This window comes from Shewanella glacialipiscicola, assembly GCF_023283485.1.
GTDB lineage: Bacteria > Pseudomonadota > Gammaproteobacteria > Enterobacterales > Shewanellaceae > Shewanella > Shewanella glacialipiscicola.
Map to the genome: position 1 here is coordinate 35,301 of NZ_JAKILU010000014.1, position 16,354 is coordinate 51,654.

A 16,354-nucleotide genomic window follows, 5' to 3' on the forward strand; every position below is an offset into this window, starting at 1 on the left:
TATAGAGACAGATGGTAAATACGTTCTATTAACTTAACGTCGTGTAAATATTTAGTGTTCCATCAATATTTGTGTCTGACTGATGGATTGTGTTTGTAATAACGCGAGCAGTTGCATTAGTGGCTCAACGGGCGCGGCTTTATCGGCAGCGATAACGACTGTTGCCTCTGGCATCGCTTGAAAACGCTGTATCAATACAGTGGTAAAACGGGCTAAGTCCATAAATTGCTCGCCGTCGATAGCCCAATAGGGGGCCGTTGCCATAATATTAATGGTGATAGAAGGTTGGTTTTTTACCGCTGTAATGGCTGAACTTGGGCTTTGCGGCACCGCGACGGGTAAGCTCAATAATTGGCTGTTTGCGGTGAGCAGCAAAAAGACTAATACAATAAAAATAATGTCGATTAATGCGGTCAAATCAACGCTTGGCAGTTGTTCTGGTGAAGATATGCCATTATGCGACAGCGAAGATTTATCAGTGCTTATCATCTCAGTGTCTCAAAGTGGCTATTAAGTGGCTGTTTAGGCTCTGCACTCGACTGGCTGACGTGCTCAAACGCTTGATAGTCATGCGCATCGTGAGAGTCGTCTTTAATGCCGGCTAACCAAAGGTTAATTTGATTGAGTACATGGCTGGTGCGTTGACATTGATTTTGAGCCCAGATCCCAAAAAGATGCGCTGCCGTAATGGCGGGAACCGCGATAATAAGCCCCGCAGCAGTGGTATTCATTGCGAGGCCGAGCCCCGCACTTAATTGTGCCGGAGTGACCGGACCTTGCGATTGACCGAGCTGATTAAACATTTCAATCAAACCTAAAACGGTGCCGAGTAAGCCAAGTAACGGGCTAATGATGCCAATGACTTGTAATACTTTGAGCCCAGCCTGTAAGTCTCGTTGCTGTTTATTCAGCCACAGACTGACTAATTCTTCCCGTAAGATTTTAGGCTGGTGGGCTTGTTTGAGCAGTAAAGTTGCACCGCGTGAGAGTAAATCTTGCTGTGTGCTCGTCTGTATTAACAGTGTGTTGATGTTGTCAGTGGTGGCTATTGACGATGATTGGCGTAGCGTTTTTACCCAAGCTTGTTTTTTGGGCCATAGTGACAATAGCGTTTGATGCAAAAATAAAGCACCACGCTCAAGGCAGATCATAAAAGCCAGAAAAGCACATAACAATAGCGGCCATGTCAGTACGCCGAGCTGACTATGTAAAGCCGAAAAATGTAAAGTCGAAAAATCAGTTATGGGCATTAAGCCTCTCCAAGCTGTGTTAATTTCAATATCTAGGTGTTTTAGTATCTAGGCATCAACCAATACATAAGTTATTGGGTCAACATTAAGCAATGAACGCGTATATGTTGGGGATTGAGATTGCTTACATTTTATTTTTTAGGGCAACTATTCAATTTAGTGCAATCGTTCAATGAGATGCTCGGTAGTTGAGGTTATTAATTGAGTGCAAAACGTATAGGCACTGTGACCTTATAATGATTCGCTAACTTTGGCGCAGGGGCCTCAAACTGCCAAGTCTCAACCGCTTGTAGTGCCGCTTGATCTAACAAACTAAATCCAGAACTTTTAACCAGTGTTAGCGCCAGTTGTTCCCCTAATGCATTAAACATCACTTCAATTGTTACCGTACCTTCTAGCCCTTTTCTACGCGCTATCCGTGGGTATTCAGGCTTAGGTGGTTGCGTAGCAAAAAGTGGCTTTGTTAATTCCACTATGTTGGTTTTAGCACTCGAGGTATCAGGTTTGGCCGTACTGGTGGTTGATTCTGTTGGCTCTATATTGATATTTTTATCCACTAAATCGGCAGCAACATCTTGTATCGCCAAAGCTTTATTTAATATTGAGGTTGAAGGTGTTGCTAGGTTCTGCTCAATTTTTTTCGCCACTGTAGCGTTATCCGCCGCAGCAACTATCGACTTATCTATTGGTTTTGACCTTAACCGTGTTTTAGCCGCGTTGTTAATATTTTTCGTACTGGATTTGGATTGCTGTATAGGCGTGGCACTCGTGTTTGCTGCGGCGCTGACACTTTTATTCGGCGCGATAAAGCTCAACGTGACACGATTTTGATTCGTGTCGACAGATGACTTTGCCGCACTTAATAGCGGCGAGTTTTGTAGCATCGCGGCCGAAGGCTGTGAGGCGATAACCCCGGTTTGTATCGCAATCGTCAAGGCGCCAAAAGCCAAATATCGTTTCGGTGTCACAGCAATCTCTTATCCATAAAAACATTTCGCTAATTAAGATACTGCAATATAAACAAGATCGCAAATGATAATGATTAGCATTTGATCTATTTTATTATCTCAGGTAGAGTGCCTGCAATAGCTCGACTGAGCGCTTAAAAAAACAGCTAAGCTGCTAATTTACCCACTTAATTGGCCATGAGTTTGTTTGATAACAATCTATAAACTCAGCATTAAATTACGCAGTAACCGCTGATTATCACTTGAGGATGAAGAGATGAAGAAAAAGCCGTTAGTGATCGCTATGGCGATAGCACTCAATGGTACGGCCCTTGGTTTAACGGCGCTCAGTTTTACTGTTGCGGCTGAAGAAAGCAAAGCGCCTATTATTCAACAGGATGTGCAAAAAAAGCTAATCACAACCGAATTTGATGAAGTATTAGTGAGCGCAACAAGAGTCAGCGAAAAAGCGTCCGAAACCAGTCGCAGTGTTGCTGTGGTGGGTGAAGAACAACTCGCCGTTGCTCAAGCATCGTCCGTTGCCGATGCCCTTAAAAACGAAGCGAACATCACGCTGACTAATGGCCCAAGAGCATCATCACAAGGGGTTGAGATCCGTGGTTTAAGTGGCGATCGAGTATTACAAACGATAGACGGTGCAAGGCAAAACACTAGCTCTGGCCACCGAGGATCTTATTTTATGGATCCAGAGTTATTGAAATCTATAGAAGTATTACGTGGTCCCGCGAGTAGCTTATGGGGCAGCGGAGCTTTGGGTGGCGTTGTCGCGCAGAACACTAAATCGGCACAGGATTTTTTAGCGGCCAATGAGACTTTTGGTGGGTATTTCAAACAAGGTTATGAAACCAATGGCTCGCGCACTAAAACCAGTGGTGCTATTTATGGTCAACAAGACAGCATCGATTGGGTATTGAACGGCTCTTACACCGACTCAAATAATATAAAAACTGGCAATGACGAAACCCTAAACAACAGTGCATCTAACGGCAGTAGTGGTTTAGCCAAATTAGGTTGGCAGGCCGATGAAGCGTCACGGTTAGAATTATCAGCAAGAGTGAATAAAACCAACGAATTAGTGCCAAGTAATCCTGCTGCGGCGGTGAGTAGCTCAGTGCCTTTGGTACGCCGCAAGACAGACGATCAAAATATCACCGTAAACTACAGTTTTAACCCTGCTAATAATCCGTATCTGGATACTAAGATGCAAGTGTATTGGAACAGTACTGACTACGATGAAGACCGCATTACTAAAGGCCAGCAAGACAGCACTGAGTATCGCACTGTGGGCATTAATCTCAATAACAGTTCGCGTTTGGGCAGCACTTTACTGACCTACGGTGTTGACGGCTATCGCGATACCATAGAAACGCAGCGTGATGATTCTGGACAAGTGGGCCAACGTCCGGGGGATATTGATGGTGAAACCACAGTGTTGGGTGCTTTTACGCGCGCAGATATTGAGCTGACAAAGACATTAAATCTCGATGCAGGTCTGCGTTATGATCGCTATAAAAATGACAGTAATAACCTTAATTTATCATCCGATGACAATGAGTTATCACCTTCGCTGGGTTTAATTTGGCAAACACAATCTTGGTTAACCTTAAGTGCTCGTTACGATCAAGCCTTTCGCGCGCCAACGGTAGAAGAGATGTTTTCAAGTGGTACCCACTATTGCATTCCGCCTATTCCTGGATTTTTACCCCAAGGTTTGTGTAATACGTTTGCGACCAATCCTGATTTAAAGTCTGAAACCGCGCGTAATAAAGAAATCAAAGCAGACTTACGTTTCAGTGAGTTAGCGGGTGATGATGAGCTGGCGTTGACCTTTAATATCTTCCGTAACGATGTGGATGATTTTATCGTGCAGCAGGTATCTAACCCATGGCGCGGTATTCCAGGATTCGAGCAAACGACCTCGTGGAATAACGTTGAAGATGCGCGCTTAACTGGTTTTGAAATTAGCAGCCGTTACCGTATCGGTCAGACTCATTTGGCGATGAATTATGGTCAAACTCACGGTGAAGATCGCAAAAGCGGTGATGATATTGAGGGGATACCCGCCAATAAATTTAATGTCGATTTATCCCAAGGCATTATGGATGGCGACATGAAACTCGGCACGCGGGTCACTTATGTGGCGACGCAATCAAATACGCCTGATGGCTTTAAAGTGGCGAAATACGAAGACTATACTCTCTGGGATGTGTATGTTGCATGGGAGCCTACGATGGGTGCTATGGCTGGCGTTAGAGTCGATTTTGCCATTGAAAACATCGGTGATGAACAGTACTTACAAGCGTGGCAAACATTACAACAACCGGGCCGTAACATGAAGTTATCGGCACGCTATATGTTCTAAGTCGCGCATTGAAGAAGCTTGATCTTCGTGTTGATGGCGTTAAAACCCATCAACGCGGCCAATACATTTATATCGGTGAGCAAGTATTTTATCTGCGACCACTTAGTAGCCACTCTATTTGGAGAACATTAATGAAGATGACACTCGATACCGAGCTTGATGTTGCGTCAGACTTAACCGCTCAGCAAATTGAGCAACAGGCGCAATTACGTCAACGATTTGAGCAACAAGCCGATTTAATGCCGGCGCAACTCGCCAGTGAACTCGGTATTGCCGAGCTTGATGTGGTTGCTGCATTGCCGCCGGAGCAAGTGGTATTTGTGCCTCTGGCTCAGTTAGATGAATTATTACAAGCCTTACCCCTGTGGGGCAAGTTAACTACGATTGTGATGCTTTCAGGCAGTGTGTTTGAATTTAAAGGTGACTTCCCTCTGGGTAAATATGCCCACGGTTATTATAACCTTTACAGCAAGGGCGACGGCTTACACGGGCACCTTAATGTCGATACCATGCGTGCCATTGCATTAATCAGTCGACCATTTCGAGGCAGTGAAAGCCACTCGATTAACTTTTTTGGCAGTGCTGGCGAAGTGGTATTTAAAGTGTATTTAGGCCGCGATAAACAAAGGGCGTTATTTCCTGAGCAAGTTCGCCAATTTAAAGCGCTGGCAACGGCCTTTACATAACAACAATCAAGCCGCTGAATTAACTTATTATATTTAAGGAACATAACTCATGAAGCCTGAAATAACCGAACAAGAAAAGCGTTTAAGGGACAAGCTGTTACCTGAAATAGAAGCTTTTAAACAACAACATAAAAGCTTACAGCTAGCCACGCTTGGTATTGATGGACAGCCAAATGCTAGCTACGCACCTTTTGCGCTGGCCGATGATGGTTTTTACATATTGGTCAGTGATTTAGCTCGTCATGGGCATAACCTTAAGCACTCGGCTAAAGTCTCGGTCATGTTAGTTGAAGATGAAACTGTGGCTAAATCAGTTTTTGCCCGCAAACGTTTAACCTTTGATGCGATTGCCGAAGTGGTTCCCCGTGGCAGTCCAGCCTTTAGCAAAGGGGTTGGCGTGTTGTCAGCGCGGTTTGGTGAAATGTCTGATAATCTTGCCGCATTAACCGATTTTAACTTATACAAACTCGCGCCCCATCAGGGATTATATGTAAAAGGTTTCGGCCAAGCTTTTGTTCTTAGTGGTGTAGAGTTATTAGACGTGGGTTGGAAGCGTGATGGGCACCATGGTTCAGCCCAGCTGACTGAAAACACACAGTTGGCTTAACGTTCAATATCACTACTTTAATGAGTATATATAACCAAACCCGCACTTGATGCGGGTTTGGCTTTTATTATTTAGGTATAATATCCCGCGGCAGGCGTTTTTATTCATGCCGATGTTAATGTTTGACCTGCAATCCCACCTTAAGGATATCAAGAATGAGCGAGCCAACAGCTAAGCCGCCTGAACCCATTCAATCTGTTGCCGAACCATTGAACAGCTCACAGGGAAGCGCTCATCAAGCGGCTAATGTTACAGATAATATTACAAATAATGTTACAGATAACGTCACTGATAACATTACGTTAAATGTAACGGCAAAGGATAAAACTAACGCCTTTGACAGACAAAGGTCAGTGCTACCTTGGATTGCGGGGTTTCTCAAGCCTTACAAAATGAAAGTCGTCGCCTCGATTATTTTTCTCATAATAGGTTCACTTGCTTGGTTATCCCTCGGCCAAGGTGTGCGGCTGATGGTCGATGAAGGCTTTGTGCGTGATAACGCGCAAAGGCTTAATGAAATCATATTATTCGTGCTGGGGATCACGGCGCTGAGTGGCGCTGCTGTGTTCTGCCGTTTTTATTTAATGACTTGGCTGGGTGAGCGCGTCAGTGCTGATATCCGCCTTACTGTTTATAACCAATTACTTAAACTATCGCCTGCATTTTATGCCAAGGTGCGAACGGGTGAAGTGATCTCTCGTTTTACCGCCGACTCTACCTTGCTACAAACCGTGGTGGGATCAAGCCTTTCTATGGCTTTGCGCTCTAGTGTCACTGTGCTCGGTGGTTTGGTCATGATGGGGATTACCAGTGTAAAGATGACATTATTGGTGTTATTAGCAGTGCCTTTAGTATTAGGGCCAGTGCTATTTTTTGGCAGTAAAGTGCGCGTACTGGCGCGTGAAAGCCAAGATAGAGTTGCCGATCTTGGTGCTTATGTGGATGAGACGCTGCACGAGATCCATACAGTACAAGCCTATGGCCATGAGGATAAAGACCGCAGCTTATTTAACTCCCGCATCGAAGACGTCATGACGGCAGCCAGTGGGCGGATCCGATATCGCGCTATGTTGATTTCGTCAGTTATGTTTTTAAGTATTTCAGCCATAGTGCTGGTGACTTGGGTGGGAGCGCAAGATGTGATGGTTGGCAAGATGACGGGCGGCGAATTGTCTGCGTTTATGTTTTATGCTGTTATGGTTGCTGGTGCAGTAGCCACCATCAGTGAGGTTATCGGAGACATTCAGCGAGCATCGGGCGCCGCCGAGCGGTTAATTGAGCTGGCTGAAACGCAAGTCGATATTCCTGTCGCTGCAAATCCTGTGACGTTACCGATAAATGTGCGTGGCGAGCTAGTGATAGAAGGCCTCAGTTTTGCCTACCCAGAACACGATACCTTAGTATTAAAACAGCTCAATATAACAATTGCTGCGGGCGAGCGGGTCGCGCTAGTTGGCCCTAGTGGTGCAGGTAAAAGTACATTATTCCAGCTGTTACAGCGTTTTTATGTGCCGTCTAATGGGCGTATTCGATTAGACGGAATTGATATTGCCGATCTGACGCCCCAGCATTTACGTACCCAATTTGCCCTAGTGCCGCAGGATTCAGTTATTTTTGCTACCAGTGTGCTTGAAAATGTGCGCTATGGACGAGTCGATGCGAGTGAGCAAGAAGTGATTGATGCTTGTATTGCGGCGCGTGCCCACGAGTTTATTAGTGAATTTAGTGAAGGTTATCAAACCTATTTAGGCGAACGTGGCGTGCGGCTTTCTGGCGGACAAAAGCAACGTATCGCAATTGCACGGGCGATTTTAGCTGATAGACAGATATTGTTACTCGATGAAGCGACCAGTGCTTTAGATGCGGTGAGTGAACAAAAAGTGAAGCAAGCGTTAGATGTATTAATGGTGGGAAAAACGACGTTGATTATCGCCCATCGTCTATCAACTGTCATTAATGCGGACAGAATTTTTGTATTTGATAAAGGGGAAATAATTGCCTGTGGTCGCCACCATGAACTGATGCAATCGAATGATTTATATCGTGAGTTTGCCAGTTTGCAATTGTTAACCGAAGAGGCTAATGCCAGTTTTACCTAAGGGCAAAGCCCAGTGACACGTTTCATTCACTGGGATAGCTGAGGCTCATACGTGGTCTTTAAGCTCGCGGCGCAAAATTTTACCGACGGTGCTTTTAGGCAATTGGCTCATAAACTCAATCACTTTAGGTAGCTTATAGGCGGTTAATTGCTTACGGCAATAGAGTAGGATGTCACTTTTCTGTTGCTCTTGGTCAACACCATTATCTTTGAGTACGATAAAGGCTTTGACCGCTTCCCCAGAATGCTCATCTTTTATCCCGATAACCGCGCATTCGATCACATTAGGGTGGCTGGCTAATACGTTTTCTACTTCGTTAGGATAAACGTTAAAACCAGAGACAATGATCATATCCTTTTTGCGGTCAACAATCTGATGAAACCCTTCTTCGGTGGCAATGGCGATATCACCAGTTCTGAAAAAGCCATCTGCAGTAATAGCATTAGCGGTTTCTTGTGGATTATTCCAATAACCTTGCATCACCTGTGGGCCGCGCACGGCTAATTCTCCGGCGGTGCCGAGGGGGGCTTCAAGGTTATTTTCATCTAACAGTTTAACCTCTGTGCCAATCACAGGTTTACCAATAGTGCCAAGCTTTTGATAGCCGGGTGCATTAAGTGAAACAACCGGTGAGGTCTCAGATAATCCATACCCTTCGCTAATCATGTTGCCTGTGGTCTGTTGCCAAATATTCGCCGCTGCAGCGGTGAGTGCAGTGCCGCCTGATATAGTGATTTTCAAATGGCTAAAGTCCAGCGCCTTAAACTCGGGTTGATGGCATAGGGCGACAAACAGGGTATTGAGGCCTGCAAATCCCGTGAAGGGGTATTTGGCGAGTGTCTTAATTAAGCCACTAATATCACGCGGATTTGGAATTAATACCGAGCAACCACCGCACTCGAAATACAGTACTAAGTTCACCATAAAAGCGTAAATATGGTAAATCGGCAGTGGCGCAACAAAGATATCTTCACCTTCGGTGATGACACTGCCAATGCGGGATTTTACCTGCGCGGCATTGGCGAGCATATTACCGTGGGTCAACATGGCACCCTTAGACAGTCCAGTGGTGCCGCCGGTATATTGCAATGCACTGAGAGTCGCCAATGTAGGGGCTACGCGAGTAAAGCTAAGTTCAGCACCTTGTTTAAGAATTTGGCAAAACTCAATATTTTTAAGCCTTGTTTTAGGCTGCACCTGTGGGTCAATTAAATCCAACGGATGGGTGGAAATGACTAGTTCTATTTGGGTGCTGTCGATAACTTTGGCTAAGGTCGGTAATAAGTCGGACAGTACCACCAACGCTGTGGCGCCAGAATCATTAAACTGATGAATTAACTCGCGTTCGGTATATAAGGGGTTGGTATTAACCAGAATAAGACCCGCCCTGATTGCACCATAAGCAGCAATGACAAACTGGGTAATGTTAGGTAATTGAATCGCAATGCGATCGCCGGGTTTGAGTGAGGTTTTATTTTGTAAGTAGGCGGCAAAGTAGCGTGAATCGCGTTCTATTTCATTAAAACTGCTGGTTTTACCTAGGCAGGCATAGGCGGGTTTATCGCCATAACGTAGGCTGGTTTTCTCAATCAAATCGACAAGTGAGCTGTAGTTTAGTTTAAGTTGAGAGTCTTGATCATATGCCATGCTGAACTACCTCAAAGATGATGTTTATTAGTTGTTATTATTTTCGAGTTAAACAGATGTTTAGATTAGAGGGTGTTAGCACTAGAGGTCAATGCTTATCGCGAAAAACATCGTTATGCCAATAATGCTATCTTTATGTAAAAAAAGTCTTTTTACTCTAAAGTCTAGGGCTTAACTGTAGCTTAAGTTTGAACTTTTTGATTGTGTTTTGGCTGTGCTTTAATATTGGCTTGAGTGAATTTTTGTACGACAATAAGTTAAATATTAGTTAATTTAACTTGCAGCGGTATCAAAAGATAGCGTGGATAATCAATATCATGGTTTGACTATCGATGGCATGGTGAGTTTATCTGTAGTGATGTTAAATGGATGGCATAAATCAGCACTTAAGTTTGTTCCTTCAGTGCTGATTTAACGGTTAATACTGTTCATTAAAGGTTAAGTTTTAAGGGCTGAAAAATCCTGTTTTTTGACTGACTTGCTGATCGGGTTGTTTAATATCTGTCACTGAGAATTGGATTATTTTACGCCCCGAGGCGAGGTTATCTCTATCGGTTAACACTGTGACTGGGTAGTCGAGTTGTTCACCAGCGGCTAGGGTAATAATTGGATTGGCAATAAGGCTAAAGGGCATTTCACTATCAACGGCGAGTTGATATTGTTTAGTCTCTTGGGTTTTGTTGCGGATCTTAAGCTGATAGGTATTTTCAATCTTATTGTCTGCCGTTTCGCGGTACAGACTTTGTCGATCGCGAATAACATTTAGCTGGATTTCGCTACGGCCATGTAAATCTAAGCCGATGACAATTAACATGATGATGACCGCAATCCCATAACCTAAGAAACGCGGTGAGCACCAATAAGTGTAACGCACTCCTTTTATGTCATTTTCACTCATATAACCGATAAGATTTTGTTTATAATCGAATTTGAGCATTGTTTCATTGCAAGCATCAACACAGGCGCCGCAGTTGATGCACTCATATTGTAAACCGTTGCGAATATCTATGCCTGTTGGGCACACTTCAACACATAAATTACAGTCAACACAGTCACCTAAAGTAGGCTCATTTAGGCTTGTTTGTTGCTTACGTTTACGAGGGCCACGCGATTCACCGCGCTGTGCATCGTAGGTCACTGTTTTGGTGTTCGCGTCGAACATGACTGCTTGAAAGCGTGAGTAAGGGCAGCAGTGTAAGCACATTTGCTCGCGCATCCAGCCCGCATTGAGATAGGTACAAACGGCGAAAAACCATACCCAGCTAGTGATCCAGAAGCTAGCATGACCTGTAAATATATCCACATAGAGTTCACGGGCAGGAATAAAATAGCTAATAAAGGCACAGCCAGTAAGTAGGGCTGTGAGCCCCCAAAGAAGGTGTTTTGCCGTTCTTTTCGCGATTTTACTGCTAGACCACGGCGCTTTGTCGAGTTGCTTACGTTTGTTACTGCTACCTTCAATGCGCGTTTCGATCCACACATACATAAAAGTCCATGCTGTTTGCGGGCAAAGATAACCACACCAAACACGGCCCCAAAATACAGTGATAAAAAAGAGGCTAAAAGCTGCGGCGATAAAAATCCACGCCAGTAACGTAAAATCCTGCGGCCAAAGTGTGATACCAAAAAAGAAAAACTGTTGTTGGCTGACATCTAACAATATCGCTTGGCGGCCATCAAGAGAGATAAACGGCAGGGCGAAAAATAGCACGATTAGCAAACTATTCATCATGGTGCGCAGGCGTTGAAAATAGCCTTTCTGCTCGCGAAAATGTATGTTGCCAGATGGCGTCTTTGTTGTTTGCAAGCTGCGGCTAGAGAGATTTTTAATCGGGATGTGCAGTTCTACAGCGGGCGGCTTCGCACCCACACACTTATTCACATTTGGAGAATTTGGGGTAACTTCGCACTTTGGCATAAAGGGTCCTAACGGCTTAAATAAGATCTGCCTCCCTATAGCAAGCGCTAGGCCAAGTTTGAGTTGGTTTAACTGTTTGATATGTATGGTTATTTTCAGATTTGACCCAAGTATTAGTCACGATATATCACACATTGGCGATATATCGTGTCTTTTGGTATGTATGCTGTGCTTATGTCTCAGTAGATTGACGCTTAATCCCCAGTTTTTTCATTCGTGATCTTAACGTACTTGCTGGCACGCCGAGCACATTGGCTGCACCTAATGGACCCGATATACGCCAATGTAAACGTTTAAGGGTTTGTTCTATATGTAGGGCTTCTGCTTCAGCTAAAGTTTGCCCGTGAGCCTGAGTGAGTGGGTTGCTATTAGGCATAGCGTGAATATGTAAAATATCGCTTTGGGATAAAATAGCTTCGCGTTCAAGAATATTTTGCAGCTCACGCACATTGCCTGGCCAAGTGTATGCCATGAGCTTTTGCAGTCCCTTCTGGCTCACGCCGCGAATCTTTTTTCCAAGCTTTCGATTTAAACTGTGCAGAATATGGCTGACAAGCTCAGGAATATCGTCGATTCTTGCGCGCAGTGGTGGCACCTGAATAGGGAATACATTTAGGCGGTAATACAAATCCATTCGAAATAATCCTAGCTCAACTCGCTTGAGTAAGTCGTGATGACTGGCAGCGACTAAACGGATATCCACTTGAATGGTTTCACTGCCGCCAAGGCGTTCGAAGGATTGCTCTTGGATAACTCGCAGTAATTTTGATTGCGCTTCTAAGCTCAGTTCGGCCACTTCATCGAGAAACAGCGTGCCTTGATGGGCGAGTTCAAAGCGACCTTTTCGGCGACTGGTAGCGCCAGTAAATGCTCCTTTCTCATGGCCAAAGAGCTCACTTTCTAATAAAGAGGCTGAGAACGCTGCACAGTTAACACTGATCATTGGCTTGTCTTTACGGTGGCTTAATTGATGTAAATTACGGGCGACTAACTCTTTACCTGTGCCGTTTTCACCACAAATCAATACTGTGCTATCGGTATTGGCGACTAGATGCAATTGCTGGATCATATGGCGGATCACGCCGCTATTTCCTGATATATCCACATCGCCAGTTTTATCTGCGAGTGCGGTTTGTAGGTAATGGTTTTCTGAAGCGAGTCGTTCTGAGAGGGCTTGTACTTGTACTTGGGCTAATGCTTGGCGTAATGACAGCTCTGTTTGTTTTTTTAAATACTGATATCACGAAATATCGCGACCACGCCAACCAGTTCATCGGCGCGGTAAACGGGCGTAGAGCTGTAATGTACTGGAAAACTGCTACCATCCTTACGCCAAAATACGTCATGGGTTATCTCACGCGTAATGCCATCTTTTAAAGTGTTATAAATGGGGCAATCTTCTTGTGGGTAGTGGCTCCCGTCTGCGTGGCTATGGTGATGACAATCATGGATATTTTTCCCGAGTAACTCTTCATTCTTCCACCCTGTCATGCGTTCTGCCGCAGGATTAATAAAAACGGCATTACCACTTAAATCAAAGCCATAAATCCCTTCACCAACAGCATTAAGCAATAATTGATTTTCGGGTAAAAAATGGTTGTGTACGAGTGCTGTAGTTGATGAAAGCTGAGACATAGGCCGGTTTACTCGATTCGCTAGCAGATAGTTTGAGTGTACCTTTAAATATCATCACGCGATATATCGCGGATTTAAATGTGTCCGCGAAACTTAGTGTTCCCATGAATTTTATAGTCATAAAAATAGTGACCGTTAATATTTTGGGAGTAAATGACTCTTGTCGTCATGGTGTGTGGGGTTTATATGTTCAAGTTATTGATTGTATTTGTGTATTTTCATTTGTGAAACAAGGGTTATTTTTTCATAATTGTTTCATTTTTTAAATAAATAGTTTCATTCAATTTGAACGGCTCTCACCTAAAAGGCTGCCACGCAGCCTTTTTTATGTAAACCTGATGATCTTAACGAGCGGCCGTTAGGCCATTGAGTACGTCGCTAATACTAAGTTTTGACGGCAAAAGAATGCCATTGGGATGACTTGGGCCGTAGATTTTATTGTAGGGCGTTCCTGGCACGCCTTCATGGCGCATATAGCTTTCAATTGTTTTGTTGGCTTCACTCCAGTTGCCTTGCATAAGAATAATATTGTCGGCCATCAAAGCATTGACAACTTGTTCCCTATGGGTAACTTCGGCTTGATTGGTTTTACAAATCATGCACCAATCAGAGGTGATATCAACAAAGACGGTATAACCTTTAGCAACTAAAGGCGCAATTTGCTCTGGTGCTAAGGTGCGCCACTGTAGTTTTTGGTAGGCCTGATAATCCTCACCTTTATGTACAAATCCAATAATAGCGCCGAGTCCCACAGCGAAAAATCCCAGCACAAATATCACAGCTAGCGGTATGGTTTTGCCTTTTTGTCTTTGCCAAAGTAGCAGCAAAATAGCGCCTATTAATAAACAAAGAATGAAAATACTGATCAGAGTGATGGTGCTCATAAAACTTCCTGCTTGAGATCTGCCGATAGAGGCTTAGGTTATGCTTATCTTAGCGGCTAAGGGCTTAAATTAGCGTTAATTTATGGATTTTGGGTCAGCAAGTTTAGCCCTTAGCGTTGATGCATTTAGTTGCAATTGTGTTTTGCGCCTTTTGTTAAGTGTTTTTAAGCTTAGGCAGATTATAAATATAACAAGATAAAGGGAGCAAAATGATAAGTTTAAGCTGACGTAAACGAGAGCCCGCCGTATCACAGTGGTGACTATTAGTACTGCCTCTGGTGTTATTTTTTCGATGCATGAGTCATGCAGAGGCGGAGAAAAAGGCTGACGTTAAAGCTGAAAGCACAGTCCCTGAAGTAGTTAAAACCGAACATAGAATGACGATTCAAGATTAGAAAATAAGCTACCAAGCGATAAGCGCGAAACCATTTTAAAAGATGATAAGGGTGAGCCTCTGGCGAGTATTTTCTCAATTACTTATTCGCGTTAACACTTTTATGGCGTGATGTTAGAATCGTCAGCAAGTTTATGGTCCACAATGAGCCTTTTTATTCGGCGTAGGATGTTTTAATGAGTTTGAGTACCTGGTTAGGGCTATTGGCCATTTGTTGTTTGGGCGCGATGTCGCCTGGCCCCAGTTTAGCTATGGTGGTGCGCCACACATTAGGCGGTGGACGAGATAAGGGGATTGTTTGCGCATGGGCACATTCGATTGGCATTGGGATTTATGCGTTGGTGACCTTGCTCGGTTTAGCCGCAGTCCTTAAAAAGGCGCCCTTAGTATTTAATGGAATTGCAATTATTGGGGCGTTATATCTGGCTTGGATGGGAATTCAAGCGCTGCGCTCAAAAGGTGGCATGCAAGCTAAATTTGCCGCAGGTGAAGCAACGGATACTCTAACCGCCGCCCGTGACGGTATCGCGATTTCTTTATTTAATCCTAAGATAATGTTGTTTTTCCTCGCGCTTTTCAGCCAATTCGTCATGGTGGCCGATAGCATAACGGCGAAAGCATTAATCATCTTTACGCCTTTAGTGGTCGATGGTCTTTGGTACACACTGATTGCTTTGTTGTTATCCCACTCTAGTGTATTGCCTAAGTTGAGAGAAAAAGCGGGCTTAATTGATAAGTTGTCTGGCGTGGTATTGATACTGCTGGCTATTAGGGTGATGTATACACTGTAAGCGAATTATCAGATAGCTATAATCAAAACGCCATCAATTGATGGCGTTTTTTGTTTGTAAGAGAGGTAATAAAGCAGCTATTAGCCTTTAAACATTTGCACTGAATTGTCAGACTCTTCGGCGCTAGTTTCTTGGGTGATAGGAGGATTTGCGATGTGATCGTCTAAGTTATCACTCAGCATTTCTTTAAATTCACTACTAAACCATTCTAATGCGCTTTCTTTTTCTGCGCCGAGATCCGCTGATTTAATCGCAGCTTCGAAGGCGTTAAAACGTGCGGCAGCAAAACGGAGCGCTGTGCCTACTTTACCTACATCGGCTTCTTGTTGGCTTAGCTGGTTGGCTAAAGCAATAAACTGATCGGCAAGTTCGTAAATGGTCGTGTTACTCGTGTCTGTCATAGCGTTCACTTTAGAAAATAGCAAAATAAACCATGATTCTAACTTAATTAGCGCAATAAGGAATCGTTAGGCATTAACTATTGGGATCTGAATCAGTAATGACGATTCCTGTCTGTGAGTCATAGCTAATCGATAGCTTATCATTGACTCGATATAAGTAAGTGCACTTGCCAGGATTGGTATAGCGAGCTTTATAGTCGGTTTTAGTGGCATCAGTATTTAAGCGCGAGACACTGGGTTGAGTATTTTGAAATAATACTTCCCATACTGAGACACAATCCTCAACATTATCAAGTGCAGGTGAGGCTTCATTACCATAAATATAGTGCTGTGCTGGCCAGCCAAAAGCGTTGAAATCAACTTGTTCTGATTGCGCCGTACCAAATACGGGTAAATCTTCTTTTGGGCCTGAGCCGACCTTAACTGCCCAAACGGCACGTGCTAGATTAATCGCTGACTTAAAGCTGCCGCCAGTCGCTTTAACAGTGGCGATTTGCGCATCTTGCTGCACATTGATAAATTTCGGCAGTGCTACTACTGCTAAAATACCGAGCACTATAATTACCACCACAAGCTCAATTAAGGTAAAACCTGTTTTATGTGTTTGAATCGATTTATCAGAACGTTGGATCATCATAGCGTATTAGGCAGTGCGAGAATGGAAGCACTATAGCACTTAAAGTCGCATGTCTTAAATGAACGCTTAACATAA

General features: G+C 43.9%; 13 protein-coding genes and 1 pseudogene. 5 read left to right on the forward strand and 9 right to left on the reverse strand.

The window, feature by feature from the left end:
* Positions 1 to 51: 51 nt before the first annotated feature.
* The 3 genes from L2717_RS11755 to L2717_RS11765 form a co-directional block, all read right to left on the reverse strand.
* The gene (locus L2717_RS11755) at positions 52 to 489 is read right to left on the reverse strand and encodes an ExbD/TolR family protein (protein ID WP_220773550.1); all 438 of its coding nucleotides are present in this window, start codon (positions 487 to 489) and stop codon (positions 52 to 54) included.
* Complete coding sequence (locus L2717_RS11760) at positions 486 to 1,250, reverse strand: MotA/TolQ/ExbB proton channel family protein (protein WP_220773551.1); 765 nt, start codon at positions 1,248 to 1,250, stop codon at positions 486 to 488. The genes L2717_RS11755 and L2717_RS11760 overlap by 4 nt, the downstream gene beginning before the upstream one ends.
* 197 nt (positions 1,251 to 1,447) lie before the next feature.
* The gene (locus tag L2717_RS11765) at positions 1,448 to 2,218 is read right to left on the reverse strand and encodes an energy transducer TonB (protein WP_220773552.1); all 771 of its coding nucleotides are present in this window, start codon (positions 2,216 to 2,218) and stop codon (positions 1,448 to 1,450) included.
* Positions 2,219 to 2,474: 256 nt separating this feature from the next.
* Here L2717_RS11765 and L2717_RS11770 point away from each other — a divergent pair, with 256 nt between their 5' ends.
* The 4 genes from L2717_RS11770 (at position 2,475) to L2717_RS11785 (ending at position 7,972) form a co-directional block, all read left to right on the forward strand.
* The gene (locus L2717_RS11770) at positions 2,475 to 4,580 is read left to right on the forward strand and encodes a TonB-dependent hemoglobin/transferrin/lactoferrin family receptor (RefSeq protein WP_220773553.1); all 2,106 of its coding nucleotides are present in this window, start codon (positions 2,475 to 2,477) and stop codon (positions 4,578 to 4,580) included.
* Between the two features lie 131 nt (positions 4,581 to 4,711).
* Positions 4,712 to 5,266 (forward strand): heme utilization cystosolic carrier protein HutX, encoded by a 555-nt coding sequence (gene hutX, locus L2717_RS11775; protein ID WP_220773562.1) that lies wholly within the window; start codon positions 4,712 to 4,714, stop codon positions 5,264 to 5,266.
* 49 nt (positions 5,267 to 5,315) lie between these two features.
* Complete coding sequence (hutZ, locus tag L2717_RS11780; protein WP_220773554.1) at positions 5,316 to 5,873, forward strand: heme utilization protein HutZ; 558 nt, start codon at positions 5,316 to 5,318, stop codon at positions 5,871 to 5,873.
* A 155-nt stretch (positions 5,874 to 6,028) separates the two neighbouring features.
* Complete coding sequence (locus L2717_RS11785; protein WP_246611760.1) at positions 6,029 to 7,972, forward strand: ABC transporter transmembrane domain-containing protein; 1,944 nt, start codon at positions 6,029 to 6,031, stop codon at positions 7,970 to 7,972.
* Between the two features lie 45 nt (positions 7,973 to 8,017).
* On the opposite strand, the gene L2717_RS11790 is transcribed toward L2717_RS11785, so the two are convergent.
* The 4 genes and pseudogenes from L2717_RS11790 to L2717_RS11805 all read right to left on the reverse strand — a co-directional run bounded on the left by L2717_RS11790 (position 8,018) and on the right by L2717_RS11805 (position 14,056).
* Positions 8,018 to 9,619 (reverse strand): AMP-binding protein, encoded by a 1,602-nt coding sequence (locus tag L2717_RS11790; RefSeq protein WP_220773555.1) that lies wholly within the window; start codon positions 9,617 to 9,619, stop codon positions 8,018 to 8,020.
* A gap of 445 nt (positions 9,620 to 10,064) precedes the next feature.
* Positions 10,065 to 11,537, reverse strand: a complete 1,473-nt coding sequence (gene ccoG / locus L2717_RS11795) for a cytochrome c oxidase accessory protein CcoG (protein WP_220773556.1) — start codon at positions 11,535 to 11,537, stop codon at positions 10,065 to 10,067.
* Between the two features lie 172 nt (positions 11,538 to 11,709).
* A pseudogene (locus L2717_RS11800) lies at positions 11,710 to 13,172 on the reverse strand (sigma-54 interaction domain-containing protein).
* Between the two features lie 344 nt (positions 13,173 to 13,516).
* Complete coding sequence (locus tag L2717_RS11805) at positions 13,517 to 14,056, reverse strand: thioredoxin family protein (RefSeq protein ID WP_220773557.1); 540 nt, start codon at positions 14,054 to 14,056, stop codon at positions 13,517 to 13,519.
* Between the two features lie 570 nt (positions 14,057 to 14,626).
* Here L2717_RS11805 and L2717_RS11810 point away from each other — a divergent pair.
* Positions 14,627 to 15,241 (forward strand): LysE family translocator, encoded by a 615-nt coding sequence (locus L2717_RS11810; protein WP_220773558.1) that lies wholly within the window; start codon positions 14,627 to 14,629, stop codon positions 15,239 to 15,241.
* A gap of 80 nt (positions 15,242 to 15,321) precedes the next feature.
* Here the strand turns inward: L2717_RS11810 and L2717_RS11815 are convergent, their stop codons facing one another.
* Both L2717_RS11815 and L2717_RS11820 read right to left on the reverse strand, forming a co-directional pair.
* Entirely contained in the window at positions 15,322 to 15,642 is a 321-nt protein-coding gene (locus L2717_RS11815; protein WP_220773559.1) for a DUF3144 domain-containing protein, read from the reverse strand.
* Positions 15,643 to 15,715: 73 nt separating this feature from the next.
* Positions 15,716 to 16,279: a type II secretion system protein gene (locus tag L2717_RS11820; protein WP_220773560.1), complete on the reverse strand. Its 564-nt coding sequence runs from the start codon at positions 16,277 to 16,279 to the stop codon at positions 15,716 to 15,718.
* Positions 16,280 to 16,354: the final 75 nt, after the last annotated feature.

What these genes read in the sequence shown, in the direction of transcription:
- hutX (WP_220773562.1), top strand. Translation starts at nt 4,712, where the DNA reads ATGAAGATGACACTCGATACCGAGCTTGATGTTGCGTCAGACTTAACC.
- L2717_RS11815 (WP_220773559.1), bottom strand. Translation starts at nt 15,642, where the DNA reads ATGACAGACACGAGTAACACGACCATTTACGAACTTGCCGATCAGTTT.
- hutZ (WP_220773554.1), top strand. Translation starts at nt 5,316, where the DNA reads ATGAAGCCTGAAATAACCGAACAAGAAAAGCGTTTAAGGGACAAGCTG.
- L2717_RS11810 (WP_220773558.1), top strand. Translation starts at nt 14,627, where the DNA reads ATGAGTTTGAGTACCTGGTTAGGGCTATTGGCCATTTGTTGTTTGGGC.
- L2717_RS11790 (WP_220773555.1), bottom strand. Translation starts at nt 9,619, where the DNA reads ATGGCATATGATCAAGACTCTCAACTTAAACTAAACTACAGCTCACTT.
- L2717_RS11785 (WP_246611760.1), top strand. Translation starts at nt 6,029, where the DNA reads ATGAGCGAGCCAACAGCTAAGCCGCCTGAACCCATTCAATCTGTTGCC.
- L2717_RS11760 (WP_220773551.1), bottom strand. Translation starts at nt 1,250, where the DNA reads ATGCCCATAACTGATTTTTCGACTTTACATTTTTCGGCTTTACATAGT.
- L2717_RS11820 (WP_220773560.1), bottom strand. Translation starts at nt 16,279, where the DNA reads ATGATGATCCAACGTTCTGATAAATCGATTCAAACACATAAAACAGGT.
- ccoG (WP_220773556.1), bottom strand. Translation starts at nt 11,537, where the DNA reads ATGCCAAAGTGCGAAGTTACCCCAAATTCTCCAAATGTGAATAAGTGT.
- L2717_RS11755 (WP_220773550.1), bottom strand. Translation starts at nt 489, where the DNA reads ATGATAAGCACTGATAAATCTTCGCTGTCGCATAATGGCATATCTTCA.
- L2717_RS11770 (WP_220773553.1), top strand. Translation starts at nt 2,475, where the DNA reads ATGAAGAAAAAGCCGTTAGTGATCGCTATGGCGATAGCACTCAATGGT.
- L2717_RS11805 (WP_220773557.1), bottom strand. Translation starts at nt 14,056, where the DNA reads ATGAGCACCATCACTCTGATCAGTATTTTCATTCTTTGTTTATTAATA.